This window comes from Arthrobacter sp. TWP1-1 (assembly GCF_049897845.1).
Lineage (GTDB): Bacteria > Actinomycetota > Actinomycetes > Actinomycetales > Micrococcaceae > Specibacter.
Genome location: NZ_JAFCXC010000003.1, coordinates 174,519 through 198,657, shown reverse-complemented (window position 1 = coordinate 198,657; position 24,139 = coordinate 174,519). Strand labels below are relative to the sequence as shown.

Genomic DNA, 24,139 nt, shown 5'->3' with positions numbered 1-24,139 from the left:
GCCTGGATTTGCGCAGGTCCAGCCTAGATTGGCCCCCCGCGCTGATCAAGACCCAACCTTAACTATGCACCTTTAAGGGGTCATCACGCACATGCACCGCGGTGCATACACGCGCCCGGGATGGGCCGGTGCCCGGGTGACTGGGTCGATTTCACGGTAGATTGGCATCTGGGAAATCATCGTGCGCAGGAGAAGAAAACAGTTTGCATCTAAAAAGTCTTTCCGTGCGCGGATTCAAGTCATTCGCCTCGGCCACCACCTTTGACTTTGAACCGGGCGTCACGGCCGTCGTGGGCCCCAACGGTTCGGGCAAGTCAAACGTGGTTGATGCGCTCGCCTGGGTCATGGGCGAACAAGGCGCTAAGACCCTGCGCGGCGGCAAAATGGAAGACGTCATCTTTGCCGGCACCTCCGGCCGTCCGCCCCTTGGCCGCGCCCATGTTGCCCTCACTATTGACAACGCCGACGGCGCCCTGCCGATCGACTACGCCGAGGTCACCATTTCCCGCACCCTCTTTAGGGCTGGCGGATCCGAGTACGCCATCAATGGCACCTCCTGCCGCTTGCTGGATATTCAGGAGCTTCTCTCCGATTCCGGATTGGGCCGGGAGATGCATGTCATAGTGGGCCAGGGCCAGCTGGACAAGATTCTGCACGCAACACCGGAGGATCGCCGCGGCTTTATTGAGGAGGCTGCCGGCATTCTGAAGCACCGGCGTCGAAAAGAAAAGACGCTGCGCAAGCTCGATGCCATGGGTGCAAACCTAGCCAGGCTTTCAGACCTCACGGCGGAGATCCGCCGCCAGTTGACCCCCTTGGGGAAGCAAGCCGCCGTGGCCAGGCGCGCCCAGTCCGTGCAATTCGACGTCCGGGACGCTCGGGCCCGCCTGTTGGCCGATGACATCGTGAGCCTGAGCACCGCCGTCGAACGTGACGAGGCCGCCGAATTGGCGTTGAAGAACCGACGCGAGCTGGTGGAAAAGCAGCTCCAGGCCGGCCGGGAGCAGCAGGCCGGGTTGGAACAAGCTGCGGCTGCCGCAACGCCCGTGCTTAATGCTGCGCGGGACAACTGGTATCAGCTGTGCGCCGCCCGTGATCAGTTCAAGGCGCTCGGTGTCCTGGCCGCCGAACGCCAACGCCATTTGGGTGCACCGGACGCCACCCCGGATCCCAGCCGCGACCCGGACCGGCTCGCCGAGCAGGCCGCCCGGCTGCGCGTTGAGGAAGCCGAGCTGGATCTGGCCCTCGAGGAACGGCGCTACGGGCTGGAAACGGCCATGGAGATTAAGGAAGATGCGGAAGCGGCCGTCCGCGCCGAGGAACAGCGGGTCCGTGAGCAGATGCGGGCAACGGCCGATCGCCGTGAGGGACTGGCGCGTTTGGCCGGGAAGGTTGCCTCTGCCCGTTCCCGCGTGGAGTCAGCCGAATCGGAAATCGGCCGCCTCCACGAGGGCAAAGCCGCCGGAGCCGATCGCCATAGCGCCGCGGCCCAGGAGTTTGCTGCGCTGGAATCCCAAGTAGCCGGTGTGGAGGCCGGTGAGGCGCGCCTTGACGCCGACTATGAGGTTGCCGCCGAGGCGCTGGCCGAGTTGGACGCCAAGATTCAGGCCGTGACCGAGGACCAGCTCGCCGCCGAACGTGAACGCGATTCGCTCACTGCCCGCCGCGACGCTCTTGCCGTTGGCCTGCTGCGCAAGGATGGCAGCGCCCATCTGCTCGAGGCCCGTCCCGACGGTGTAATGGCCTCCATGGCGCAGCTCATTCAGGTGGTCCCGAGCCACGAAACGGCCATCGCCGCAGCCCTGGACGCCGCAGCCGAGGGTGTTGCCGTGACGGATGCGGCCGCCGCGCTCAGCGCGCTGGAACTTGTCAAGGAGAACGACGGCGGCCGCGTCACCCTGGTGGTGGCGGGCACGACTCCCAGCTCCGGCAGCGACGCCGTCGCCAAGCAGGCCGCGGCGGTTGTGGCGGCCGGCGCGGTGGCGGGTGCCGCCGTGGGACGTTCACAGGTGAAGGGGCCGGCGGAACTTGAGGACGCACTCGATGCCTTGTTGGCGGGCGTTGTGCTGGTTGCCGATCTGGACGGTGCGCGGCAAGTCCTTGCACACGATTCGCGGCTGACCGCCGTGACGGCCCAGGGCGATGTCATCACCACGTTTTACGTCAAGGGCGGATCCGCCACGGCGCCGTCGTTGTTGGAGTTGCAGGCCGCCGTTGATGAGACCGAATCGGCGCTGCGGGCTGCCACGGCGCGTGGCGAGCAGTCACGGTTTGCTTTGGCCGGATTGCAGGGTCGGCGCGGGGACCTGGCTGCGGCCGAGGCGGATGCGCTGGCTTCCCTTCACGAGTCCGACGCGCGCTTGGCGGCAGTTGCCGAACGGCTGGGATCGCTGGGGGCGACCTTGCGGTCGGCGGCGGGGGAGTCGGAACGGCATGCTCAGACGTTGAACGCGGCCACGGAAAATCTTGCCCGGGAGCAGCAGGCCTTGACAGAGATTGCCGCGCGGTTGGCGAAGGCCCAGGAGGCTCCGGCGGAGGTGGAGCCCTCCATGGAGGAGCGCGACACCTTGGCGGCCGCGGCAACTGCGGCCCGTACCGTGGAGATGGAAACGCGGCTGTCGTTGCGCAGCACGGAGGAGGCGCTGAATACCGCAAGGACCCGGGCGGCTGCCTTGGAGCGTGCCGCGGCAACTGAGCGGATGGCCCGGGAACAGGCCGCTCAGCGGGCCAACCGCAGGTTGTTCCAGGCGAAGAAGGCCGCGGCGGTGTCGCAGGCAACCAAGCACATTTTGGGGTTCGTGGAAGTGTCCATCGAGTTGGCTGAACATGCCCGGGATGAGGCCGAGGAACAGCGGGCCACCCGGGAGGTCGAACTCATGGCTGTCCGGGCCGCAACCGTGGAGGCCGAGAAGGAACTGGCACGGCTCACCGACACAGTCCACAAGGATGAGATGGCCCGGGCTGCCCAACGCCTGCGGATTGAGACGCTTGAGAACAAGTCGATCGAGGAACTTGGTCTGAGCGTTGACCACCTCATTCGTGAATACGGCCCCGAGACGCTCGTGCCGCTAGGCCCTGGCGTTGTCACCGACAAGTGGGCGGCGTTGCGCGTCGAGGTGGATGATTCCGGTTCGGAAATCCGTGAGGGAACGCCCTTTGTCCGCGAGGAGCAGGAGAAGCGGCTCAAACGTGCCGAACGCGATCTGGCCGCATTGGGCAAGGTGAACCCGTTGGCGTTGGAGGAATTTGCCGCGCTCGAAGAACGCCACCAATTCCTGTCCTCGCAGCTGGAAGATTTGAAGTCCAGCCGCAAGGACCTGATGGACATCATCAAGGAAGTGGACCAGCGCGTGGAGGAAGTCTTCACTGCCGCCTATGCCGACACCGCCGTGCAATTTGAGCGCGTGTTCGGCAGGCTCTTCCCTGGCGGTGAAGGCAAGCTCATCCTGACCGACCCCACCGACATGCTGACCACAGGCATCGAGGTAGAGGCCAGGCCCGCAGGCAAGAAGATCAAGCGTCTGTCCCTGCTTTCCGGTGGCGAACGCTCGCTGACCGCCGTGGCCCTGCTTGTGGCGATCTTCAAGGCCCGGCCCTCGCCGTTCTACGTCATGGATGAGGTAGAAGCCGCGCTGGATGACACGAACCTTGGCCGGCTCATCACCATCTTTGAGGAGCTGCGCGAATCAAGCCAGCTCATCATCATCACGCACCAGAAGCGCACCATGGACGTGGCCGACGCCCTCTACGGCGTGTCCATGAGGGGCGACGGCGTCTCCACAGTCATCAGCCAGCGGATGGACCGCGCCGAAACGCTCGCGTAACCCGCCCCCGGCACGGGCTAAAAAGTGACAACCACCTTATCCGCAGCACCAGGCGTCGCGGCCAAGGTGAGCGCTTCCTGCACGCGATCAAAGGGAAGGGTGTCGCTGATGATCAGCGCATAGCGTTCCCATGCCGCGATGATGTCGGTGGTGACCTCGAAAATTTCCGTGGGATAGCCGCGCGAAAGAGAGATGGTCAATTCCGTTGACAGCAAGGCGCCGAAGTCGACCTCGACAGGCTTCTTGTGCACGGCCGGGATGCTCAGCCGCGCCCCGTGCTTGGCGATCTTCTGAACGGTGTCGATGACGGCAGGCACCCCGGCGGCGTCAATATAGATGTCTGTTCCGGGCCGTGAGTCACCGGGGCGCAGAGGTGCGTCGCCGTGAAGTTCAAGGAGCCGGGCCGCCACATCCTCCTCCGCGGAGTTGATGACTGCGCTGGCGCCTACGGCCAGAGCCTTAGCTAGGCGCTTGGGCTGAATGTCCACCACCACCACGTCCACTCCTCGAAGCGAGAGGTCGATCACCGCGCCCAAGCCGATGGGTCCGGCACCAAAGACAACGGCTTTTTCGCCCGACGTCGGATTGGCGCGGTTTACAGCATGCCTCGCTACCGCCATTGGCTCGTTGAGAGCGGCCACTTCCCAAGGGATGTGCTTGGGCATGATGGCGAGGCTTTCGCCTACCGTGACGTTTTCCACGAGGAGGAAGTTGGCGAGTCCGCCAGTGGAACCGCCATTACCGATGATGCCGGTGGGGGCGCCCATGGGATTGATGACCACGTGGTCCCCGATGGCCAAGCCGGTGACATTCGCGCCGAGTTCGAGAACTTCACCGGCAATTTCGTGGCCTAGGGGAGTGTAGCCCTGGCGAGGGGGAATGCCGCCGATGTGGATGTAGAACGCATCCGAACCGCAGAGGCCGCAGGCTTTTACTGCCACGAGGGCGTCGGTTGGCCCAACCGTGGGCGCCTCGACGTCCAACACGCTCACCTGCTCGGCTCCGGTCACAACAACTGACTTCATGGTGGACATGGACTGCTCCTTTTGCGCCAAGCCATAGGGTATATTTTAAGTAGTCGCTCGGCTAGTTAAAGGATCTTACACGATGACTGAAACAACACAAGCTGCCCCCAGGCGTCGCAGTCCGCGGGGGCAGGGCAAGGCAAAGGTTGTTGAGGCTGCAGCACAGCTGTTTGCCGAATACGGCGTTAGCGGGACGTCGTTGCAGGCGATTGCCGGAAAAATGGGTGTGACCAAGGCTGCCGTCTTTCACCAGTTCGCCTCCAAGGAAGACATCGTCCTGGCTGTGGCTGCTCCCGTCATCGCTGTCTTGACGTCCATAGCCGACACTGCCCAGGCTCTGCCGGCGGAACAGGCCCGAGCGGCCGTGGTCGCTGGGTTGGTTGACCTTGCCCTTTCAGAACGGGGCACGGCGGCAATCATCAAGCGGGATCCAATCATGGCCCAAACCCTGGATGCCCATAAGCCCTACACGGAGCAGATCGCCCGCATCGATACGTTGCTACTGGGCCCAAACCCTTCGGTGGAGCGGCGTATTGCCATGATGTTCACCGGTGGCGGCATCATGGCACTGGGCGCACTGCCTGAACTCGATGTGCCGCCGGAGCAGTTGCGGATGGGCCTCATCGCCGCCATGTCGCGGGCCCTGGACGCTGGAGCGGCGCCCTTTCTAGCGAACGACGGCGGCTGAACTGTCAGCCGTGTGACGGGAGCGGCAGGTCCTTGCTGAACGCTAAAAAGGGGAGCGACTCGGGCGCTGCGTCAACGTCGAAATGGGCTTCATAGCCGGTATTGAGGTACAGGCCCCTAGCTTCGGGCTGACGAGGCCCGGTGGTCAGATACACGCGGCGGTATCCGAGTTCAACAGCTTTGGCCTCCAGTTCGGTCATGACACGGCGTGCAAGCCCACGGCGGCGATGCTGCGAATGAGTCCAGATGCGTTTAAATTCGGCGGTGTCGGGGGAGTAGCGACGGAAGGCACCACCGGCAACGGAGACACCATTTTCTTGAATGATGAGCACGGCGCCGTCGGGGGCGGCAAATTCCTCGGCCGGGTATCTGTTGAGCTCGGCGGCTGCGTTGCCTGCGCCAAATAGATCTGCATAGCGCGTCTCATATTCCACGGCGAGTTCATCCAGGAGCGGGCGGACTCGAGGGTCATCCAACGGAAGAGATAAGACGGTGATGCCCTCGGTGTCTACTGTTGTGCTCATGACTGGGTCCTTCCAATAAGCGTGAGATCGGCTTTTTCTGCCAGGGTGTGTAGAACCAACCGCGCCAGGGCATCGTTGTCCCTAAATGGGGCCGCGTTGCTGTGAGGGCGGGCAAATGCTCCGGAGGCCCAAGCTGAAGTCCCAGGGCCGACGGCGAAAAGTGTCTCGTGCCGCTCGCCCCGCGACCCCACGAGCTGGTGGGTTTCTGTCACCAACAACCTTCCGGTGGACACTGTACCGTCGGCGGTCAGCAAATGCTGTTCGGAGCCGCCGCCACTTGCATGAAGGCTAGCCAACACCGGATTGGCGGAGTTGGCCACGGTAGGGGCAGGCAGCCGGGCTTCGATGAACGCCGCAGCCTTGACCCCAGAGACGCCCCGCGCGGCCGCAGCAACGAACAAGCCGCTTGCTTCCTCAGTTGTCACGGTGAGATCGGGGCCCAAGAATTCCAGGAGCCCGGCCCGGTGGAGGGCCAGAATCTGGCGCAATCTGTGCGGCGGTGGCCCCGAATCAACGTAGCTGAAGAAGCCATGCCACCAACCGTGGACCGCCGCATGCGATCCGGCCGTCAACCGTTCCGCGGGAACAATCGAAGCAAAATTCATATAGGCCCTCAGTAGTCCAAGGAACAGGGCCAAGGTTTCCGGGTTTTCTGAGCCGTCGCGTAATTTAAGGTCCTCGGCAATATGTGAGGCCACGGCCTCAGCAATCGAGGCACTGTCGGTGAAAACGACCCCAGCCAAGGGCTGATCCAACGCTTCAAAGTCCAGCCACAGAGAGCGATCCGGAACGGCGGCGGCGACGAGTTCTGCTCTTGCGGGACTGTACCAATCCAACCCACCAAAAGCGGCCGAGAAATCCGCCCAATTCGTCCTCACCCGAGCCGGGCTGCCGGTGAACAATTCTTGGTAGTACGCATGTGCCGTGTCCTTGGCGATGAGCGGCCACAGATGAGTTCGGAAATCGAGTTCATGGTGTTCAGCCAGCAGCTGCTCAACGGCTGCGGCCGTGAAGAACGGCGCCAGCCCGGGAGCCTCGCCGCGCAAACGCGTCGAAATTTTTGAATGGTACGGAACTCCGCGGCGCGAGCCCGCCCACAACCTCGGTTCCCGGCCGGAGGGCACATAGGCAAGTTCGCCGTCGTCCTTGTCCGTGAACCGGCCGCCCCGCCCCTCCATGAGCAAGACGACCAGGTCAACGAACGCCAAGCCCATGCCCGAGACGATGACGTCCTGACCCGGAGCCAGCGCGGAATAGTCCACATCTGTGGTGTAGGAAGGCGCGGCATGGAACCCACCATGGCGGGCGGCGAAGGTGGCGAATTCGGCTGAACGGCCGTGCACCCGGGCATCCGTGTGACCAACGGCAAGCACGACGGCGTCGGCCCGCAACTGAGTGCCGCCGGCGAGAGCGACCACGTGGCCGTCCTCGCCGGCGGCAACAAGCTCGATTGCGGTGTCGCGATGGATCGTGACTGTGGCGTGCGGGGCAAGCGCGGCCACGGCACGCCGGAAGAACCACTCCAGATAGGCGCTGTGGAGCTGGCGGGTGGGGAAGGATTCACGGGTCAGTGCCGCAGCCTGCACCGCCAAGTTGTGTGGCAGTTCAGGCGCATCGTCCAATGTTCCAGCCGTGATCGCGGAAGCCCATTGCGCCAGATCGGGCCCATCCGCGGTGGGACCCGTGCACACCACGGATGAGTCGGTAAACATGGTCACATCCCCAGCCATGGAATTGAGCATGAGTCCGGGGTCTTGGTCGAGGCGCCAGATCCGTCCGGAACCGGCTTGAAACGGCTCCACGACATGGATGGTCAACGGATCCGTAAGGAGTTCCGGCGCATTGGCGCCGAGACGCTCCAGCACACCGGCTGTGCGCGGACCCCCGCCAATGAAGGCGAGGGTCGTATCGTGGCGAGGCATTGGGACTCCTGTTTCTGGCTTCGCTGGCCTAGCCGGCCTGGGCTTCGTGGACTGGCCTACGGAGCACCTCCGTGGGATGGGTAGATGCCTCATGTTATGGCGCCGTGAAGGGCCCAAAAAAGGCGGCTGTCACGTCGGTTCACGGCCGTTCACAGTGCGTCATTGTGCGTTCATGAAAGGACATGTGACGCAGTGCGTCCGATCATGAAGCAGTGCAACGGGGGCCTTGGAAGACGCTCGCAAACGCGCCTAGATTTGCAGCCATCGAGGAAGTAAATCTTCAATCAACCACGGGAAGAATCGAGGTGGCGCATGAGCACCGCACCGACCGAGGTGGAGCAACCGGCCACCCAGACACATGAGCCCACACAGGCTAAGTACGACGCCGGAACTGCCGGAAGCGATGACGGCACCACCGTGCCGCCGCGCGCAGTTGCCGACTACTCCGGCTACAAACTGGTGGCCGCCAAACACCCATGGCGGTGGGTTGGCACGGCAGTGGTGGCCCTAGGCCTTGCTGCGGTTCTGTGGTCCCTGGCCACCAACCCGCGCTGGGAATGGGATGTGGTGGCGCAGTGGTTTACGGCCGAATCCGTGATTCGCGGGTTGGGGGAAACCTTGAAGCTGACGGTCATCGCCGGAGCCCTTGGATTTGTGTTGGGTTTCATTCTGGCGCTGATGCGGCTTTCGGCCTCCCCGTTGCTGGTCTCGGTGTCATGGACGTTCTCGTGGATCTTCCGCTCCACGCCTCTGCTGGTGCAGATGCTGCTCTGGTACAACCTCGGGTACCTCTACGAGAAGGTCAGCCTTGGTATTCCTTTCACCAGCGTGACGTTCTTCGAGGTCCAGACCACCACCCTGATCAGCCAGTTTGCCGCGGCCATCCTTGGCTTGACCCTGAACCAGGCGGCGTACTCTGCGGAGATCATTCGCGGCGGCATTCTTTCCGTGGATCAGGGCCAGTTGGAGGCGGCGTCGGCGCTGGGCATTCCGGCGTGGCGCAGATCCACGCGGATCGTTTTGCCCCAGGCCATGCGTTCCATCTTGCCGACGGCGTTCAACGAGATCATCGGGCTGGTCAAGGGCACCTCCATTGTGTATGTCCTGGCGTACTCGGAACTGTTCTACACCGTGCAGGTCATTTACAACCGCACGCAACAGGTTCTGCCGCTGCTGCTGGTTGCAACCCTCTGGTACATCGTGATCACGTCTGTGCTGAGTGTTTTCCAGTACTACATCGAACGGCACTATGCCAAGGGTGCTGTACGCACCCTGCCGCTGACGCCGTTACAAAAGGCCAAGAAGTTCTTCACTCTCCGCACTACCGCTAAGGACTTGCGATGACCATCACCGAAACACCCGCCCCTGCCCTGCCCTCGACGCGAGGTTTGGTGGAAATCACCGACGTTCACAAGAGCTTTGGCGCATTGCACGTGCTCAAGGGCGTGTCCCTGACGGTTGAGCCTGGCGGCGTTACAGCCATCCTCGGTCCGTCAGGATCAGGAAAGTCAACGCTGTTGCGCACCATCAACCACCTGGAAAAGGTGGATTCCGGTTACATCGCCATTGACGGATCCCTAGTGGGTTACAAGAAACGCGGACACACCCTGCATGAACTCCGTGAAAAGGAGATCCTCAAGCAGCGCACCGAGATCGGCATGGTGTTTCAAAACTTCAACCTCTTTGGTCATCTCACAGCACTGGAAAACGTGGCGGAAGCACCCGTCGTGGCGCAGGGCAAGACCAAGGTCGAGGCCCGCCGTCGTGGTTTGGAATTGCTGGAACGGGTGGGCTTGGGCGATAAAGCCGAAACCTATCCCCGTCAACTGTCCGGCGGTCAGCAACAGCGCGTGGCCATCGCCCGGGCGCTGGCCCTTGACCCGAAGATCCTACTTTTCGACGAGCCCACCAGCGCCCTGGACCCGGAACTCGTCAACGAAGTCCTAGACGTCATTAGGGAACTGGCCACCTCCGGCACCACATTGATCATCGTCACGCACGAGATGGGGTTTGCCCGCGACGTGGCAGACACCGTGGTGTTCATGGATCAGGGCCAGATTGTGGAACGTGGCACCCCGGCGGAGATCTTCGCCAACCCCCAGCAGGAGCGCACCAAGAGCTTCTTCTCCAAAATCATCGAACCAGCCTTCAACATCTAAGGAATCCCTCATGTCACAGTCTTCCCCACGCCTTCGCACCCTCGCCGTGCTCCCCGCCGTCGTCCTTGCCGGCATGGCGATGCTGACCGGCTGCTCCGATCCCGGGGCACAGGCCGCGAGCGGAGATTCGACGACGGCGGCCGCCAACGGTGTGATTTACAACAGTTCCCCGGAGCAAAACCGGATCCGCGCCGAGAAGGACGCCGCCCTTGTGGCTGAGGTGCCAGCTGCCATCGCCAAGGATGGAAAGCTCACGGTCGGGACCACGGCCGGGGCGGTGCCGCTAAGTTTCTATGCCACGGACAATAAGACGCCCGTCGGCTCGGAAATGGATATTGCCCAGTTGGTGGCAGACAAGCTCGGCCTGGAATTGGATGTTCAGGTGACGGCCTGGGAGAACTGGCCGCTAAAGACGCAATCAGGTGATCTGGAGGCTGTGTTCTCCAACGTGGGTATCAATGCCGACCGTGTGAAGCTCTTCGACTTTTCCACCTACCGGGCCGCATTCATGGCCTTCGAAGCCAAGAGCACCTCCAGCTATGACATCAAGGACTCCGACAACATCTCCGGGTTGAAGATCTCCGTAGGATCAGGCACCAACCAGGAAAAGATCCTGCTCGCCTGGAACAAGGAGCTTGTTGCCAAGGGCAAGGCACCTGCGGAACTGCAGTACTACTCCTCGGATGCGGACACCATCCTGGCCTTGGGCTCAGGACGCACCGATGTCAACATCACGCCCTACCCCTCCGCCGTGTACCGCACCAACACCCGCGATGATCTGAAGATTGTGGGCAAGGTCAACGCGGGCTGGCCCAATGAAACCCTCGTGGCAGCTACCACCCTCAAGGACAACGGCCTGGCACCTGCCATCACCGACGCCCTGAACGCCGTGATCAAGGACGGCTCCTATGGAAAGGTCCTGGCCCGCTGGGGTCTGTCGGAGGAAGCCCTTCCTGCCGCCGAAACCATCACGGCGTCCAACTACAAGGCAGGTGCCAAGTGAAATTTCAGGTCCTTGACATCATTCCCCACCTGAAGAATCCGGTGACGGGTGACATAGTCTCCACAGCAGAGCGGCTCAACCAGGTTGTGCAGACCGCGCAACTGGCCGAGGAGCTTGGCTATGACAGCTTCTCCGTGGGTGAGCGGCACGCAGGGGAGTTCATCTCCTCATCACCCACCACGGTGCTTGCCGCCATCGCCGCGGTGACCTCAACCATTCGGCTGCAGAGCGGTGTCACGGTGCTCTCTGTCCTTGACCCTGTCAGGGTTGCCGAGGACTATGCCACGATCGACCAGCTCAGCAGGGGACGCCTGGAATTAGTCATCGGCAAAGGCAACGAGGCGCTCCAATATCCGCTCTTTGGCTTGTCTCTGGATAACCAGTGGGACCTGCTTGAGGAAAAGTACGCCCTGTTGCGCCGGCTGTGGCGTGAGGAAGATGTCACCTGGTACGGACACTTCCGTTCTCCGCTGACCGATCCAACAACCACCACGCCGCGCCCCTTTGCCGGCGCACCCCGCGTGTGGCACGGCTCGGCCACGTCACTGGCGTCTGCCGCGCTCGCCGCGCAATGGGGAGATCCGTTGTTTACGGCGAACGCCATCCAACCACGCGAAAACTACAAGGGACTCATTGATCACTACCGTGAGGAATATGCGCGGCACGGCCACGATCCGCAGCACCAATACCTAGGATCTGGCAGTGGCGCCGGGGGAGTGTTCCTCGCGGACACCACCCAGGAGGCCAAACGTCAGTATGGCCCCGTCTATGAGGCGCTGACCGTTGGACGCAATGTACCCGGTAACAACTCGCCGTACCGGGACATAGACCACGCAGTTGCCGAAGGACCCGCGCTTGTGGGCAGCCCGGAACAGGTCATTGACAAGATCCTGAGCTACCACGAGCTCTATGGCCATGATCTGCAATCCATCTCACTGCCAACCACCCTGCCGTTCGAGCAACAGCTGGAGCTGCTGGCACGCTTCGCCACAGAGGTCATTCCCGCTGTCAAGGCAGCGGCGCCAACAACGCTCTGGGAAACGAGTGATCCCTACGCCGGACGTCCGGCCTTCGCCGGTGCCCACGTCAGCGACGCCGCCACCATCATCTCCGCAGACCACCTCACCCACAGGAGCAACCATGTCTACAGCAGCCACTGAAACCCGCAAAACTGCTTTCAACACCGACTGGCAGCAATGGCACGAGGCCCACGAAAAACTTCGCAGCGATCCCCATGGATTCCTTGCCGTCACCGAGCTGCACTGGCTCACCGCTGACGCAACAGCGCTCGCAGGGGCGCCCGGGACATGGCGCGTTGAGGACGACGCCGTTCATCTCACCTTGGAGTCTGGCATCAGCCTGCTCCGTGACGGCGCCGAACTGAACACCCCTGAGGGATTGAATGCGAACGGGGAACTCGTGTTCGGTCCCATCGCCGAACGTGACGGCATCAACCTCAGCTATGGCGACACCGTTCTGGAGCTGGCCAAGCGCGGGGGCGAATACGTGCTCCGGCCGCGGAACCCCAGCAATGCTTTACTCCGCGAATACCATGGCACGCCCGCTTACACGCCGACCCTGTCGTTTGCGCTCGCAGCACAGTACGTCCCGTTCCGCCGGCCAAGAGAGACGACCGTTGGCGCCGCCGTCGAAGGTATCCAGCACGTCTATCAGGCACCAGGGACGGTGAAGTTCAGGATCGACGGCCGGGAGCTGGAACTCACGGCGTTCAATGGATCGGCGCCGGGCACGTTCCTGGTGCTGTTCACTGATGAAACCTCCGGGGACACCACCTATGTGGCCAACCGGTCCCTGACATTTTCTGCCCCGGAGGCAGGAGGCGCGGCAACCCTTGATTTCAACCGAGCCGTGAACTTGCCGTGCGCCTACACGGATTTGGCCACCTGCCCCTTACCCCCGGCCGAAAACCATTTGCCCGTGGCCATTGCCGCCGGCGAGAAGACACCCTTTGAACGAGAGGCCGCCAAATGAGCGCCGCAGATCAGCATCGACCCGGTTTCCTGGCCCTTGAGCTCGACGGCGACGGGGCGCACCCGGCCGCGTGGCGGGCTGCCCGGCACACACCCGCGGAACTCTTGAGCGGTGAAAGAATCCGCTCCACGGTCCTTGCGGCTGAATCGGCCGGGTTTCACATTGCAACGTTTTCCGATGGGCCATTGGGCGGCGGAGAAGACATTGGGGGTCGGCTCGATGCCGTCCAGCGGGCAGCTTTTGCCGGTCCAATAACCCACAGCATCATCCTGGTTCCCGAGGTGGACACCGTCTACACGGAGCCTTTCCATGTGGCGACTCAGTTGGCCAGCCTTGACTATGTTTCCGGCGGACGGTCCGGCTGGCTCGTCGCCGCCGAAGGCACTGAGCGCGAAGGGGCCGCCGTAGGACGAGGAGCAATTGAGGGTGATGCGCGTGCTTTGGAGGCCGCCGCCTCTGTGGAGGTAGGCCGCCGGCTTTGGGACAGCTGGGAGGATGACGCCGTGATCCGCGACGTTAACTCCGGCCGGTACTTGGATGTCGACAAACTTCACTATGCCGATTTTGAGACTGGCCCCGATTTTCCCGGTCCGGGATATTCGGTCAAGGGGCCGGCCATCATTCCGCGTCCCCTACAAGGACAACTGCCGGTTCTGGCTCCCGCGGAATTGGTAGCAGACGGCCTGCCCTTGGGTGGCCCCGAGTCCGGAATCGATGCCGTGCTGGTGACGGCTGCCTCCGCGGAGCAACTGCCCGCAGCGGCAGCGCAGGTTCGTGAACGCTCTCAAGGCGCCGTGGCCGTCATCGCCGAGCTGGACGTGGTGCTCGATGCCCGGGGCCAGTGCGCCGCGGAACGCGTTGCCCACCTCGATGCCCACACGCCGTGGATCAGCAGCCGCGCCCGGTATGCCGGTGGGGCCGAAGGCCTGGTGGAACTGCTGACCGAGATTCTGGCAACGGCCGATGGCGTCCGGCTACACCCGGCCGTATTGGACGTAGACCTCGATGAACTGTCCCGGCTGGTGCTCCCAGTTCTGCGCCGCAAGGGCGTGCTGGTCCCGATTGAAGCGGACGCGACCTTCCGGGACTTGCTGGGGCTTGGCCGTGCGGCCAACCGCTATGAAACCGTTGGAAACTAAGGAGAGACCATGAGTGAAAACAGCGAGATCGGCAACGGATTCATCCCCACCGGGCAGCTACAATTTGGCGTCTTCTTTCAAGGCGTCAATTCCGGCACCATTTGGAAAGCCGAGGAATCCGGATCGCAAACGGATTTTGATTCATTCCGGCATCTGGCACAGACGGCAGAGCGCGGGCTTTTTGCGGCGTTCTTCCTCGGCGAAGGCCTGCGGCTAAGGGAGCACCTGGGGCGCCCCCACGCGCTCGATGTGGCGGGGCGGCCCGACGCCCAAACCATGCTGGCTGCCCTGGCGGGTGTGACCAACAAGATTGGGCTCGTGGCCACCCAAAACACCACCTATAACGATCCCGCCCATCTGGCACACCGGCTCTCTTCCCTGGACCTGCTTTCGGGCGGCCGGGCTGCGTGGAACGTTGTCACAACCGACAATGCGTGGACGGGGGAGAATTTCCGTCGCGGCGGGTACCTGGACCATGCCGACAGGTACCGTCATGCGGAAGCTTTCGTGACGACGGCAAAGCGGATCTGGGACAGTTGGGAAGACAGTGCCATCGCCGAATCCGAAACTGAACCTGCATGGGCGAATCCGGGCTCTGTGCGGCAGGTTCGGCACGAGGGTCAGCACTACTCGGTTGACTATGCGCCGCGCCTGCCCCGCAGCAGCCAGTACCGGCCGGTGTTGTTCCAAGCCGGCGATTCTCCTGAAGGGCGTGACTTTGCGGCCCGCCAGGCCGACGTTATCTTCTCCGCCCACCCGGCCTACGCGGCTGCCCTAGAGTTCCGTCGTGACATCGTTTCCCGAAGCGTCAACGCAGGCCGTGGACCGAACGATGTCCAGATTATGCCAGCAAGCGAGTTCATCCTTGCCGCCACGGCGCAGGAAGCCAACGACAAAAAGGAATGGGTCCGTAGCTTGCAGATTGGTCCGCAACAGGCCATTGCCTATCTGGAACAGTTCTGGGGACGGGAGCTCTCAGAGTACGATCCCGACGGGCCGCTGCCGGAGATCGATCCCGTGGTTGCCGAAACGTCCGAGACCCGGGGCAGCGGTTTTCACGGCGCCAAGGCCCGCCAACTGGCGGACCAGTGGCGGGCCGAGAGCAAGGATAAGGGGCTGTCCATCCGGCAGTTCGTTTCCGGCAAGACCAGCAGAGTTGATGCCACCTTCACGGGTTCCTACACTGACGTAGCGGACACTCTTGCCCGCTATGCCGCCACGGGTGCGGTCGACGGATTCAACATCTCACCGTGGCTGGTCCCCACCGGGCTCGATGACATCGTCAATCACCTTGTCCCCGAACTGCAGGCCCGAGGCGTCTACCCCACGGAGTATGCCGGAACCACGCTGCGTGACCATCTGGGCCTGCCCGTGCCCAAACGCCCGGAGGCTGCACAAGGCGACAGCTACGGTGATCCTTCCAGTGAGATAAGGCTGGAACTGGCCGCCCGCCAGCTCCACCTCTAGCAACGCTCGCTCACTTACGGGGCACTTTCGGGCAACGCTCGCTCACCAGGTGCAGGAGGGTTCCGGATAATGGCCCCATAAGTGAGCGAGCGTCTGGGTGGGTGCGCTTAACGGACGACGGCGGGAGGTTCCCTTTCATTCGAAAGGGAACCTCCCGCCGTCGTACTGTGATGTGGAGGTGTGGAGGTGTGGACTTAGCTTGCCGGCAAGCCGGGCGGGTTCAGCTCGGACTCCTTGACGGCCTCGCTGGACAGTCCCCACTTCTCCAGGATCTTGGCGTAGCTGCCATCGGCGATGAGATGGTTCAGACCCGCCTGCGCCGCAGCTGCCAGACCGTTGCCCTTCAACGTGGTGGCGGCGATGCTCGCTTTCAAGGGCCAACCGCCGTCCACGAGTCCAACAAGCTTGGTCTTACCGTCGGTGGCTGCCTTGTAGGCGGACGTTGCATTGGGGCCGAAGGTGAGATCTGCACGGCCGGATTGCAGGGCCAAAGTCGATGCGGAATCATCGTCGTAGTACTGGAAATCCACGGGCGCCAGCCCATTGGCAACGTTGGTCTTGTTCCACGCGAGCAAGATGGACTCTTGGTTGGTGCCGGAACCGACAATGACTTTCTTGCCGGCGACGTCGGGTGCAGATTCCACCTTCGTGATGGTGCTGTCTTCCTTGGCATAGAAGCCGAGCTTGTCTTCACGGTAGCTGGCGAAGTCGAACTTGAGCTTGCGTTCCTCGGTAACTGTCACATTCGTGAGGGCGGCCTCGTACTTGCCGGAGGCCACGCCCAGGGGCCAGTCTGCCCAGGCGGTGGGGACGATCTCAGCCTCCAAACCCAGAGTCTGGGCCAGGGCAACGGCGATGTCCACCTCGTTGCCTACCGGGGTCTTATTGTCCGTGGCGTACACGGCCAGGGGAGCCGCGAACGGGCTGACGGCAACAGTGAGCTTGCCGTCTTTCTTGATCTCGGCGGGGACAAGTGCGGCCGCTGCCGGGTCCTCGGCAACGGAGACCCGCTCCTGATTTGGCGTCAAGTTGAACGTCTTAACTGCCGTGCCATTTGCAGCGGCTGCGCCCGCGGCCGGTGCCGCACTGGCGCCCGGATCTGAGCACGCTGTCAGGCCAAGGAGCGCCGAGGCGGCGACAGCGATGGAAAGAGCTGACTGGGTGATGGGATGCTTCATGTTTTCCTCTGCCAATTGATGATGGATTGTTGTGGTGACAGCAACTATCCGGCAGCCTGTAGAGCAGTTCCAAAGCGCAGGAAATGCGCGGATACACGGGTTCACGGTGCGTCGTGGGGCGTCTCATCGGGACATGCGAAGGTGCCGCAGAAGCCCGCAATGTCAGGGATTTCTCCCCGAGGAAGCCGGCGAATATTACGTTGTGCAACATGGTCACCGCGGGCTTGTGAAACGCTCTAGACACGAAGCTGCCAGCCGTCCCGGCCAAAGATGCACGGGACCGGCGTTCCTCACCGCCCCAGTAGAAAGACACCATGAAGAACATCGACGCACCTCAGGCCGGATTCACTCCAACGGGCCAACTCCATTTCGGGGTGAGTTTGTTGGGGCCGGCCGCAGAAATGAGTTTCGATGAGCTCCGCACCCTGGCACAGACGGCCGAACGTGGCTTGTTCTCGCTCCTGACCTTGGATGAACGGTATTGGCTCCGCGAAGATCCCGGAGCTGTATCGGCGACGGATCCGTCCGGCAGTAACGATGTTTCGACGCTGCTGGCAGCCCTAGCGGCCGTGACCACAAATATTGGGTTGGTTGCGGCAGCGGCTCCAAACTATGACGACCCCGCGGACCTCACCCACCGAATCGCGTCCTTGGACAAGATTTCCGCCGGACGCGCTGCGTGGCACATCCTCGCCAATGGCGCCGTATACGGGGAGATAGCCCTCGAATCGGATGAGGAAGGAATCGCCTCTGCTGACGGGCGACACGGTCTGATTGAATCCACACAGCGAGCCTGGGAAACGCTGAACAGGGCTGAGCCCCGCGGTCCGGTGGAAACGCTGGGCGCCTTCGAGCGTGGCGGCCAGCTCTACAGTGTTGGCCTTGGTGCGCTCCGCCAGCCGGAAGTGCGTCGCGGTCCAGTCGTGATCCACGAGGCTGAATCTACTGACGATGTCACCAAGGCTGTCGGGTCTGCCGATGTGTTCATCTCCGCAGCCGCGAGTCTCGAGGAGGCACTGGCGTTCAGGCGGGATGTGGTTACGCGCAGCTTGGATGCCGGACGGGGCGCTAACGATGTGAAAATCATCCAGGCCGCTACCTTCGTTCTGGCCCCCACCGCCGAAGAGGCAGCCGAAAAGGCGGACTGGATGCGCGGGCAATTGCCTGAATCGGTGTGGGACGGGCGGGCGTTCGTCGGCTCTTATGCGGGCGTTGCAGATCTGCTGCTGGACTTTGCCCGCTCCGGGGCTGTGGATGGATTTACGCTCATGCCTTGGCTGTTCGCGGATGAACTTGCCGACATCGTGAACCACCTGGTGCCGGAGTTGCAGGCCCGCGCCGCCTATCCCAGTGACTATGCCGCCAGCACGCTGCGAGGCAATTTGGGCCTGCCGGAACACGGGACGGGTGCATCGGCGAAGGCCACCCACGCCCTTCCTGTCATCGAGGTGGGGGATCTTGACGATGTCCGCCTGGATCTCGATTTGCGCATGGAATTGATAGTGCAAAAACTGTAGCTCTGGCGGGGGCGGGTTTGTTACGCCCCGTCACGTCATGTTGAGTGTCGTTGAGCAGTGTTGCCGAGAATGTCAGCGGTATTGGCCGCGGCCTCGCCAAGGTGATGTTGTAGCAGGACAGCCACGAAAGGAAGCGCCATGACACCCCAACCGTCCGTCACACCACACCAGCTGCGCAACGTACTGGGCCACTTCGCCACAGGACTGACCATCATCACCGCAGCGACTCCGGAGGGGCCTGCCGGCTTCACCTGCCAGTCCTTTGCCTCGCTGTCACTTGATCCGGCGCTCGTGACGTTCAGCCCGGCCCGCACCTCCTCCACCTGGCCGCTGCTGCGCGCTACCGGCCGCTTCACCATCAACATCCTGCCGGCCGAGCACCAGCACCTCTCGGCACAATTTGCCCGCTCCGGCGCCGACAAATTCGCTGGGGTTGGCTACACCGATTCGCCCCTGGGTAACCCCGTGTTGGACCAGGCGCTGGCCTGGGTCGACTGCGAGCTCCACCAGGAGTACGACGGCGGGGATCACACCATTGTGGTGGGTTCCGTGCACGCCTTGGAGGCTAGGACTGAAGCCGAACCCCTGCTGTTCTATAAAGGAGCGTATGCAAGGGTCCAGTCGGCTCCGGCACTCGTTGGGGCTCGCGCATGATCGTTGTGGGCATCGATGGCAGCCCTTATGGGCCAGGCAAGACCGCGGCCGCAGTCACGGCAGTCCTGGCCGGTGCGGCAGACCGCGGCCGCAGTCACGGCAGTCCTGGCCGGTGCGGCAGGCCGCGGAGCAGAAACGGAGCTGATCCGTCACGACCACCCGGACGTTGTGGCCCGCATTGCCGAGGCGGACGCCGTCGTGCTTGGAAGTCCAACATACCGGGCTACCCACACCGCGGCGTTGCGGACCTTGCTGGAAAAGATCGGTAGAAAGCCCGGCTCAGAGCCGCTGGCTGGAACTCCTGTGGCCGTTGTCATGACGGGAGCCTCAGGGGAGCATTTTCTGGGGACACGTGAGCTGTCCGCAACGCTGGCCGGGTTCTTTGGCACACAGGTTTTGGCCCCTGATCTGTACTTCCATGGCAGCGATTTCGACGACACGGGGCCGCCGACCGGCAGGGCCGCCGAACTGTCCTTACGGCATGGGGAAGCGCTGGTGGATCTGGCGGCCGCCGTCAAGGGATCGGCTGCGCTCGGGGCGTTGCGGCCGCTCGTCTAAGCGGAACCGGTCAATTTCGTATCCTTGGCCGGTAGCCAGAACAAGAAACTGATGAGCGCGACGGCGGTGGCCATGAGGAACGCCGGCCCGTAGGAGAACGCGTCCACCAGGAAACCGGCGGCGATGGGGCCGATAATGGCGCCAAGGTCCGAGCTCATTTGGAATGTAGCCAGGACCTTGCCGCCGGAGCGGTCGTTGCCGATCACGTCAGCCACGGTGGCTTGTTGGGCTGGGCCCATGAGTCCGCTGCCGAGACCGGCAATGGCTGAGACAACGAAGAACCAAAATTCGTTGCCGGTGAATCCTAGGACGCCCATGGCAATGCCGTTGACGGCCAAGCCTGCAAGGATCATGGGCTTGCGACCCAATGAGTCCGTCAGCTTGCCGGAGAAGGTCAGGGCCACACCGGTTCCGATGGCAAAAACAGCCAGGGAAATACCGGCAACTTCCGGTCCCGCTCCCAGAGCTGCCGTGGCGAACAACGGGACGAGCGCCATGCGGATTCCGAATGCTGACCAGCCATTGGCGAATCCCGACGTCAACACGGCACGGTAGGCCGGCAGGGCCAGGGCTGTGCGCAGTGGCAGGATTTCCTTGACGGCCGTGGACCGCGCCTTGGACGGGACAACGGCCGGCAGCATGGTGGCAACAAGGATCGCAACCAGGACCAGCGCGGCTGCGTAGACCAAGAACGGCAGGTGCAGGCCAAGCCCGGCCAACAATCCGCCCACGGCGGGTCCGGCAATGTTGCCCAACAGGAATGATCCGGCGTACAGGCTGGAAATCCGTCCCCTGGCCTGCGGGGGAGCCAATCTGATGAGCAACCCCATGGCAGCGACGGTGAACATGGTGGAGCCGATGCCGCCAAGACCGCGGTACAGCAGCAGCTGCCAGTAGTTTTGGGCAAAAGCACACGCGGCAGATGACGCCGCAACAATCAGGATGCCCAATATATAGGTGCGCCGTTCGCCCATCCGCTCCACGAGCCAGCCACTGAGCGGTGCAAACATCAGCCGTGTGAAGGCGAATGCGCTGACCACCACGGCAGCGGCGGTGACGCTGACATCAAAGCTTTGGGCGAATTGCGGCAGCACGGGTGCCACAATGCCAAAGCCGATGGCGATCATGAAGGCGGCTGCAACCAGCACCTTGATCTCGCGGGGAAGTTTCACCGGAGCCGGTTTGGCGGAACTGGGGGAAGCGGAGCTAGTTAGTGACATCAGCTAAGAGTTTGTCACAAGGTGACAGAATCCGGTGCCCCGCAGCCGTCGTGAGAGACTGGGGGTGTGAACGATCTTCTCCCCATCATCCTGTCCATTGTTGTTGGGCTCGCCGTCATTGGCGGGCTCATTCCGGTCTTCCTGAAGAGCCGCCGCAGCAGTCAGAACTACACTGGTCCGCGCGATGCCAATGACCCGGCCCCGCTGGATACTGCCGACGCCCAAGGCGGCGGCACCCTGGTGGCGGACCGCCCGGAAACCCAGGTCCCGCCGTCGGACATTGAAGACCTTGAAGCAGTCGAGGTAATCCCGGAAGCACCGTCGCTGGAAACTCCGCTTCCCGTTGAAGGCCGTCTGGTACGCCTGCGTGCGCGCCTTTCCAAGTCAAACAACGCGCTGGGCAAGGGCCTGCTGGCGCTGCTTTCGCGCGACACGATCGATGAAAACGTGTGGGACGAGGTCGAGGAGACGCTGCTGCTGGCGGACATCGGCACGGATTCCACCATGGAGCTTGTGGATACGCTGCGCGATCGCGTGAAGGTATTGGGGGTGCGGAGCCCTGAACATGTGCAGGCGATGCTGCGCGAGGAACTCATCAAGCTGATCGATCCCACCATGGACCGCACGCTGAATATTGAGCGCCACGAGGACCGTCCGGCCGTGCTGATGGTTGTTGGCGTCAATGGCGTGGGCAAGACCACCACGGTTGGCAAGCTGGCCCGCGTGCTGGTCGCCGAGGAAAAGGACGTGCTCCTCGGTGCCGCGGATACTTTCCGTGCCGCCGCCGCCGAGCAGTTGGCCACGTGGGGTGCGCGCGTGGGTGTGCCCACTGTGAAGTCCGACGTCGATGGTGCAGACCCGGCGTCCGTCGCCTTTGAGGCCGTGAAGGCAGGCATCGACCAGGAGGTGGATGTTGTCATGATTGACACCGCCGGGCGCCTGCAGAACAAGGTCGGCTTGATGGACGAGCTCGGCAAGGTCAAGCGCGTCATCGAAAAGCAGGCCACGGTTGATGAGGTGCTGCTGGTGCTCGATGCCACCACGGGACAGAACGGCTTGACCCAGGCAAAGGTCTTTGCCGAGGTCGTCAACATCACCGGAATCGTCCTGACCAAGCTTGACGGAACTGCAAAGGGTGGCATCGTTGTTGCCATTCAGAAGACGCTGGGCGTTCCTGTAAAGCTGGTTGGCCTCGGTGAAGGCGCCGACGATCTGGCCCCGTTTGATGCAGAGAGCTTTGTGGACGCACTTTTGACCTAAAAGCGCTGCTTAGCTGGTGTTATGAAGGGTGTCCGCTTCGGCGGGCACCCTTTTGTGCAAGGAACTCCGAGCCGGTTCGGGCTCGTGAAACACGCCCGAAACATGGGTGTCGTTTGACCTTAACAAAGAGGCCAATAATGTAACGTGCTGGAAATCTAGTGAGCTTCACCATGAAACATCAAGGACCCAACATTGTAAGAGTCCACATTGCACGGGCCCAAAGAGGCGGCCGGCAGTAACTCTCGCAAAGAAAGGCCAGCTGATGAATACTGGCGATACAGCTTGGGTCCTAGTCTCCGCATCCTTGGTGCTGTTGATGACTCCCGGACTCGCATTTTTTTACGGTGGCATGACCCGGGCCAAGGGTGTGCTGAACATGATGATGATGAGCTTCGGCGCCATCGCCGTGGTCGGCGTCATTTGGATCCTGTTCGGCTACTCGGCAACATTCGGTAGCGATGTTGGCGGCGGCCTCCTGGGCAACCCGTTCGAAAAGTTCGGTCTCCAGGGAGTCCTTGATACCGGCGACACCATGCCGCTGGTGGGCACCATCCCTGAGATCGCCTTCGTGGGCTTCCAGGGAGTGTTTGCCATCATCACCGTCGCCCTTATTACGGGCGCAATTGCAGACCGTGCCAAGTTCGGCGCCTGGATGCTTTTCGCAGCCATCTGGGTCACCGTTGTCTACTTCCCTGTGGCTCACTGGGTCTTCTCCTTTACCGAGGACGCTGACGGCAACCCCACAGGCGGTTGGATCGGCCAGGGCCTTGGCGTTATTGACTTTGCCGGTGGTACCGCCGTTCACATCAATGCCGGTGCAGCTGCACTTGCACTGGCCCTGATCTTGGGCAAGCGCAAGGGCTTCGGCAAGGATCCGAGCCACCGCCCGCACAACCTTCCCTTCGTAATGCTCGGCGCTGGCCTGCTCTGGTTCGGCTGGTTCGGATTCAACGCTGGTTCCGCACTGGGCGCCAACGGGGTTGCCAGTTACGCCTGGATCAACACGCTTGCCGCACCGGCTGCTGCAATCTTGGGTTGGCTCTTGGTTGAGAAGCTTCGCGACGGTCACGCCACCTCACTTGGTGCCGCCTCGGGTGCCGTAGCCGGTTTGGTTGCCATCACCCCCGCATGCTCCGCCCTGACCCCTGTGTGGTCGTTGGTTCTCGGCCTGATCGCCGGCATGGTCTGCGCCTTGGCCGTTGGCCTGAAGTACCGCTTTGGCATTGACGATTCGCTTGATGTTGTAGGTGTTCACCTCGTCGGCGGTATTGTCGGCACCTTGTTCATCGGCCTTGCGGCCGACGAAAACTCACCGGCAGGCGGCCAGGGTCTCTTCTACGGCGGCGGCTTGGAACTCCTGGGTAAGCAGGCCATCGGCGCATTCGCTGTTATGATCTACTCCTTCGTGATCGCGTTCATCATCGGTTGGATTATCAACAAGACCATGGGCTTCCGTATCTCCAGCGAACATGAAGCAGACGGGATTGACGTCGCAATTCATGCAGAATCAGCCTATGACCTGGGTGGCCGCAACTCCGGCAGCTTCTCACCCCTCCTTGAAAAACTCCCCAAGGCTTCAGGGTCCAAGGAATCGAACACCGTGGAAGCGAAGGTAGACGCATGAAACTTATTACGGCGATCATCCGACCGGAACAACTAGACGATGTCCGTAACGCGCTGGAAAGCTACGGCGTCCAGGGCCTAACGGTCAGCGGGGCTCACGGCTACGGACGCCAGCGCGGCCACACCGAGGTTTATCGCGGTGCCGAATACACGGTCGACCTTCACCCGAAGATCAGGATCGAGGTCCTCGCCAGCGATGAGCAGGCCTACGATCTCATGGACATCATCGTCGCCAGCTCCAACACCGGCACCGCCGGCGATGGCAAGGTCTGGATGATCGAAGTGTATGAAGCTGTCCGCGTACGGACCGGCGAACGCGGCGTAGCCGCGATCTAAAGTACTTCAACGGACGACGGCGGCCCCTGAGGTGAGAAATCTTCTCACCTC

20 protein-coding genes are annotated in these 24,139 nt (G+C 62.4%); 15 read left to right on the top strand and 5 right to left on the bottom strand.

Translation table 11 applies throughout. From position 1 onward, the window contains the following. Nucleotides 1-203 precede the first annotated feature (203 nt). A complete protein-coding gene (smc, locus tag ACP7B9_RS07355) occupies nt 204-3,824 on the top strand; it encodes a chromosome segregation protein SMC (protein WP_425862114.1) in 3,621 nt (1,206 codons plus the stop codon). Between the two features lie 17 nt (nt 3,825-3,841). On the opposite strand, the gene ACP7B9_RS07350 is transcribed toward smc, so the two are convergent. Then, nucleotides 3,842-4,858 (bottom strand): zinc-dependent alcohol dehydrogenase, encoded by a 1,017-nt coding sequence (locus ACP7B9_RS07350; RefSeq protein WP_425862112.1) that lies wholly within the window; start codon nt 4,856-4,858, stop codon nt 3,842-3,844. 73 nt (nt 4,859-4,931) lie between these two features. On the opposite strand from ACP7B9_RS07350, the gene ACP7B9_RS07345 reads away from it, so the two are divergent. After that, nucleotides 4,932-5,537, top strand: a complete 606-nt coding sequence (locus ACP7B9_RS07345) for a TetR/AcrR family transcriptional regulator (protein ID WP_425862110.1) — start codon at nt 4,932-4,934, stop codon at nt 5,535-5,537. A 4-nt stretch (nt 5,538-5,541) separates the two neighbouring features. Here the strand turns inward: ACP7B9_RS07345 and ACP7B9_RS07340 are convergent, their stop codons facing one another. Together ACP7B9_RS07340 and ACP7B9_RS07335 are read right to left on the bottom strand one after the other, a co-directional pair. Next, nucleotides 5,542-6,060 (bottom strand): GNAT family N-acetyltransferase, encoded by a 519-nt coding sequence (locus ACP7B9_RS07340; protein ID WP_425862108.1) that lies wholly within the window; start codon nt 6,058-6,060, stop codon nt 5,542-5,544. Beyond that, nucleotides 6,057-7,982: an FAD/NAD(P)-binding protein gene (locus ACP7B9_RS07335; RefSeq protein WP_425862106.1), complete on the bottom strand. Its 1,926-nt coding sequence runs from the start codon at nt 7,980-7,982 to the stop codon at nt 6,057-6,059. Before ACP7B9_RS07335 ends, ACP7B9_RS07340 begins: the two co-directional genes overlap by 4 nt. A 312-nt stretch (nt 7,983-8,294) precedes the next feature. On the opposite strand from ACP7B9_RS07335, the gene ACP7B9_RS07330 reads away from it, so the two are divergent. The 7 genes from ACP7B9_RS07330 to ACP7B9_RS07300 are packed head-to-tail and all read left to right on the top strand — an operon-like array spanning nt 8,295 to nt 15,742. After that, a complete protein-coding gene (locus ACP7B9_RS07330) occupies nt 8,295-9,326 on the top strand; it encodes an amino acid ABC transporter permease (RefSeq protein WP_425862104.1) in 1,032 nt (343 codons plus the stop codon). After that, nucleotides 9,323-10,141: an amino acid ABC transporter ATP-binding protein gene (locus ACP7B9_RS07325; RefSeq protein WP_425862102.1), complete on the top strand. Its 819-nt coding sequence runs from the start codon at nt 9,323-9,325 to the stop codon at nt 10,139-10,141. The genes ACP7B9_RS07330 and ACP7B9_RS07325 overlap by 4 nt, the downstream gene beginning before the upstream one ends. 10 nt (nt 10,142-10,151) lie before the next feature. Beyond that, nucleotides 10,152-11,144, top strand: a complete 993-nt coding sequence (locus tag ACP7B9_RS07320) for an ABC transporter substrate-binding protein (protein WP_425862101.1) — start codon at nt 10,152-10,154, stop codon at nt 11,142-11,144. Further along, on the top strand, nt 11,141-12,304 hold the full coding sequence (locus ACP7B9_RS07315; protein WP_425862099.1) for an LLM class flavin-dependent oxidoreductase: 1,164 nt from the start codon (nt 11,141-11,143) through the stop codon (nt 12,302-12,304). Before ACP7B9_RS07320 ends, ACP7B9_RS07315 begins: the two co-directional genes overlap by 4 nt. Beyond that, entirely contained in the window at nt 12,285-13,136 is an 852-nt protein-coding gene (locus ACP7B9_RS07310) for a DUF1684 domain-containing protein (protein WP_425862097.1), read from the top strand. The genes ACP7B9_RS07315 and ACP7B9_RS07310 overlap by 20 nt, the downstream gene beginning before the upstream one ends. After that, on the top strand, nt 13,133-14,275 hold the full coding sequence (locus tag ACP7B9_RS07305; protein WP_425862095.1) for an LLM class flavin-dependent oxidoreductase: 1,143 nt from the start codon (nt 13,133-13,135) through the stop codon (nt 14,273-14,275). The genes ACP7B9_RS07310 and ACP7B9_RS07305 overlap by 4 nt, the downstream gene beginning before the upstream one ends. Before the next feature lie 9 nt (nt 14,276-14,284). Beyond that, the gene (locus ACP7B9_RS07300; RefSeq protein ID WP_425862093.1) at nt 14,285-15,742 is read left to right on the top strand and encodes an NtaA/DmoA family FMN-dependent monooxygenase; all 1,458 of its coding nucleotides are present in this window, start codon (nt 14,285-14,287) and stop codon (nt 15,740-15,742) included. A 194-nt stretch (nt 15,743-15,936) separates the two neighbouring features. On the opposite strand, the gene ACP7B9_RS07295 is transcribed toward ACP7B9_RS07300, so the two are convergent. Next, nucleotides 15,937-16,920: a transporter substrate-binding domain-containing protein gene (locus ACP7B9_RS07295; protein WP_425862091.1), complete on the bottom strand. Its 984-nt coding sequence runs from the start codon at nt 16,918-16,920 to the stop codon at nt 15,937-15,939. A 314-nt stretch (nt 16,921-17,234) separates the two neighbouring features. Here ACP7B9_RS07295 and ACP7B9_RS07290 point away from each other — a divergent pair, with 314 nt between their 5' ends. From ACP7B9_RS07290 to ACP7B9_RS07280, 3 genes are all read left to right on the top strand, one after another. Then, complete coding sequence (locus ACP7B9_RS07290; protein ID WP_425862089.1) at nt 17,235-18,437, top strand: LLM class flavin-dependent oxidoreductase; 1,203 nt, start codon at nt 17,235-17,237, stop codon at nt 18,435-18,437. A 138-nt stretch (nt 18,438-18,575) separates the two neighbouring features. Further along, the gene (locus ACP7B9_RS07285) at nt 18,576-19,091 is read left to right on the top strand and encodes a flavin reductase family protein (protein ID WP_425862087.1); all 516 of its coding nucleotides are present in this window, start codon (nt 18,576-18,578) and stop codon (nt 19,089-19,091) included. A gap of 27 nt (nt 19,092-19,118) precedes the next feature. Next, nucleotides 19,119-19,649 (top strand): NAD(P)H-dependent oxidoreductase, encoded by a 531-nt coding sequence (locus ACP7B9_RS07280; RefSeq protein ID WP_425862085.1) that lies wholly within the window; start codon nt 19,119-19,121, stop codon nt 19,647-19,649. On the opposite strand, the gene ACP7B9_RS07275 is transcribed toward ACP7B9_RS07280, so the two are convergent. Then, nucleotides 19,646-20,869 carry an MFS transporter gene (locus tag ACP7B9_RS07275; protein WP_425862083.1) on the bottom strand — a complete coding sequence of 408 codons (1,224 nt, stop codon included), beginning with the start codon at nt 20,867-20,869 and terminating at the stop codon, nt 19,646-19,648. The two genes, ACP7B9_RS07280 and ACP7B9_RS07275, sit on opposite strands and share 4 nt — an antisense overlap. Nucleotides 20,870-20,935: 66 nt before the next feature. Between ACP7B9_RS07275 and ftsY the strand changes: the two genes are divergently transcribed. From ftsY to ACP7B9_RS07260, 3 genes are all read left to right on the top strand, one after another. After that, nucleotides 20,936-22,129, top strand: a complete 1,194-nt coding sequence (ftsY, locus tag ACP7B9_RS07270; RefSeq protein ID WP_425862081.1) for a signal recognition particle-docking protein FtsY — start codon at nt 20,936-20,938, stop codon at nt 22,127-22,129. A 262-nt stretch (nt 22,130-22,391) separates the two neighbouring features. Beyond that, nucleotides 22,392-23,753 carry an ammonium transporter gene (locus tag ACP7B9_RS07265; protein ID WP_425862079.1) on the top strand — a complete coding sequence of 454 codons (1,362 nt, stop codon included), beginning with the start codon at nt 22,392-22,394 and terminating at the stop codon, nt 23,751-23,753. Continuing rightward, on the top strand, nt 23,750-24,088 hold the full coding sequence (locus tag ACP7B9_RS07260) for a P-II family nitrogen regulator (protein ID WP_044579315.1): 339 nt from the start codon (nt 23,750-23,752) through the stop codon (nt 24,086-24,088). Before ACP7B9_RS07265 ends, ACP7B9_RS07260 begins: the two co-directional genes overlap by 4 nt. The last annotated feature ends 51 nt before the right edge of the window (nt 24,089-24,139 follow it).

Bases quoted from the DNA above. Each gene is read 5' to 3' on its own strand.
- ACP7B9_RS07350 (WP_425862112.1), bottom strand. From the start codon at position 4,858: ATGTCCACCATGAAGTCAGTTGTTGTGACCGGAGCCGAGCAGGTGAGC.
- ACP7B9_RS07345 (WP_425862110.1), top strand. From the start codon at position 4,932: ATGACTGAAACAACACAAGCTGCCCCCAGGCGTCGCAGTCCGCGGGGG.
- ACP7B9_RS07340 (WP_425862108.1), bottom strand. From the start codon at position 6,060: ATGAGCACAACAGTAGACACCGAGGGCATCACCGTCTTATCTCTTCCG.
- ACP7B9_RS07335 (WP_425862106.1), bottom strand. From the start codon at position 7,982: ATGCCTCGCCACGATACGACCCTCGCCTTCATTGGCGGGGGTCCGCGC.
- ACP7B9_RS07330 (WP_425862104.1), top strand. From the start codon at position 8,295: ATGAGCACCGCACCGACCGAGGTGGAGCAACCGGCCACCCAGACACAT.
- ACP7B9_RS07325 (WP_425862102.1), top strand. From the start codon at position 9,323: ATGACCATCACCGAAACACCCGCCCCTGCCCTGCCCTCGACGCGAGGT.
- ACP7B9_RS07320 (WP_425862101.1), top strand. From the start codon at position 10,152: ATGTCACAGTCTTCCCCACGCCTTCGCACCCTCGCCGTGCTCCCCGCC.
- ACP7B9_RS07310 (WP_425862097.1), top strand. From the start codon at position 12,285: ATGTCTACAGCAGCCACTGAAACCCGCAAAACTGCTTTCAACACCGAC.
- ACP7B9_RS07305 (WP_425862095.1), top strand. From the start codon at position 13,133: ATGAGCGCCGCAGATCAGCATCGACCCGGTTTCCTGGCCCTTGAGCTC.
- ACP7B9_RS07300 (WP_425862093.1), top strand. From the start codon at position 14,285: ATGAGTGAAAACAGCGAGATCGGCAACGGATTCATCCCCACCGGGCAG.
- ACP7B9_RS07295 (WP_425862091.1), bottom strand. From the start codon at position 16,920: ATGAAGCATCCCATCACCCAGTCAGCTCTTTCCATCGCTGTCGCCGCC.
- ACP7B9_RS07290 (WP_425862089.1), top strand. From the start codon at position 17,235: ATGAAGAACATCGACGCACCTCAGGCCGGATTCACTCCAACGGGCCAA.
- ACP7B9_RS07285 (WP_425862087.1), top strand. From the start codon at position 18,576: ATGACACCCCAACCGTCCGTCACACCACACCAGCTGCGCAACGTACTG.
- ACP7B9_RS07280 (WP_425862085.1), top strand. From the start codon at position 19,119: ATGGGCCAGGCAAGACCGCGGCCGCAGTCACGGCAGTCCTGGCCGGTG.
- ACP7B9_RS07275 (WP_425862083.1), bottom strand. From the start codon at position 20,869: ATGTCACTAACTAGCTCCGCTTCCCCCAGTTCCGCCAAACCGGCTCCG.
- ACP7B9_RS07265 (WP_425862079.1), top strand. From the start codon at position 22,392: ATGAATACTGGCGATACAGCTTGGGTCCTAGTCTCCGCATCCTTGGTG.
- ACP7B9_RS07260 (WP_044579315.1), top strand. From the start codon at position 23,750: ATGAAACTTATTACGGCGATCATCCGACCGGAACAACTAGACGATGTC.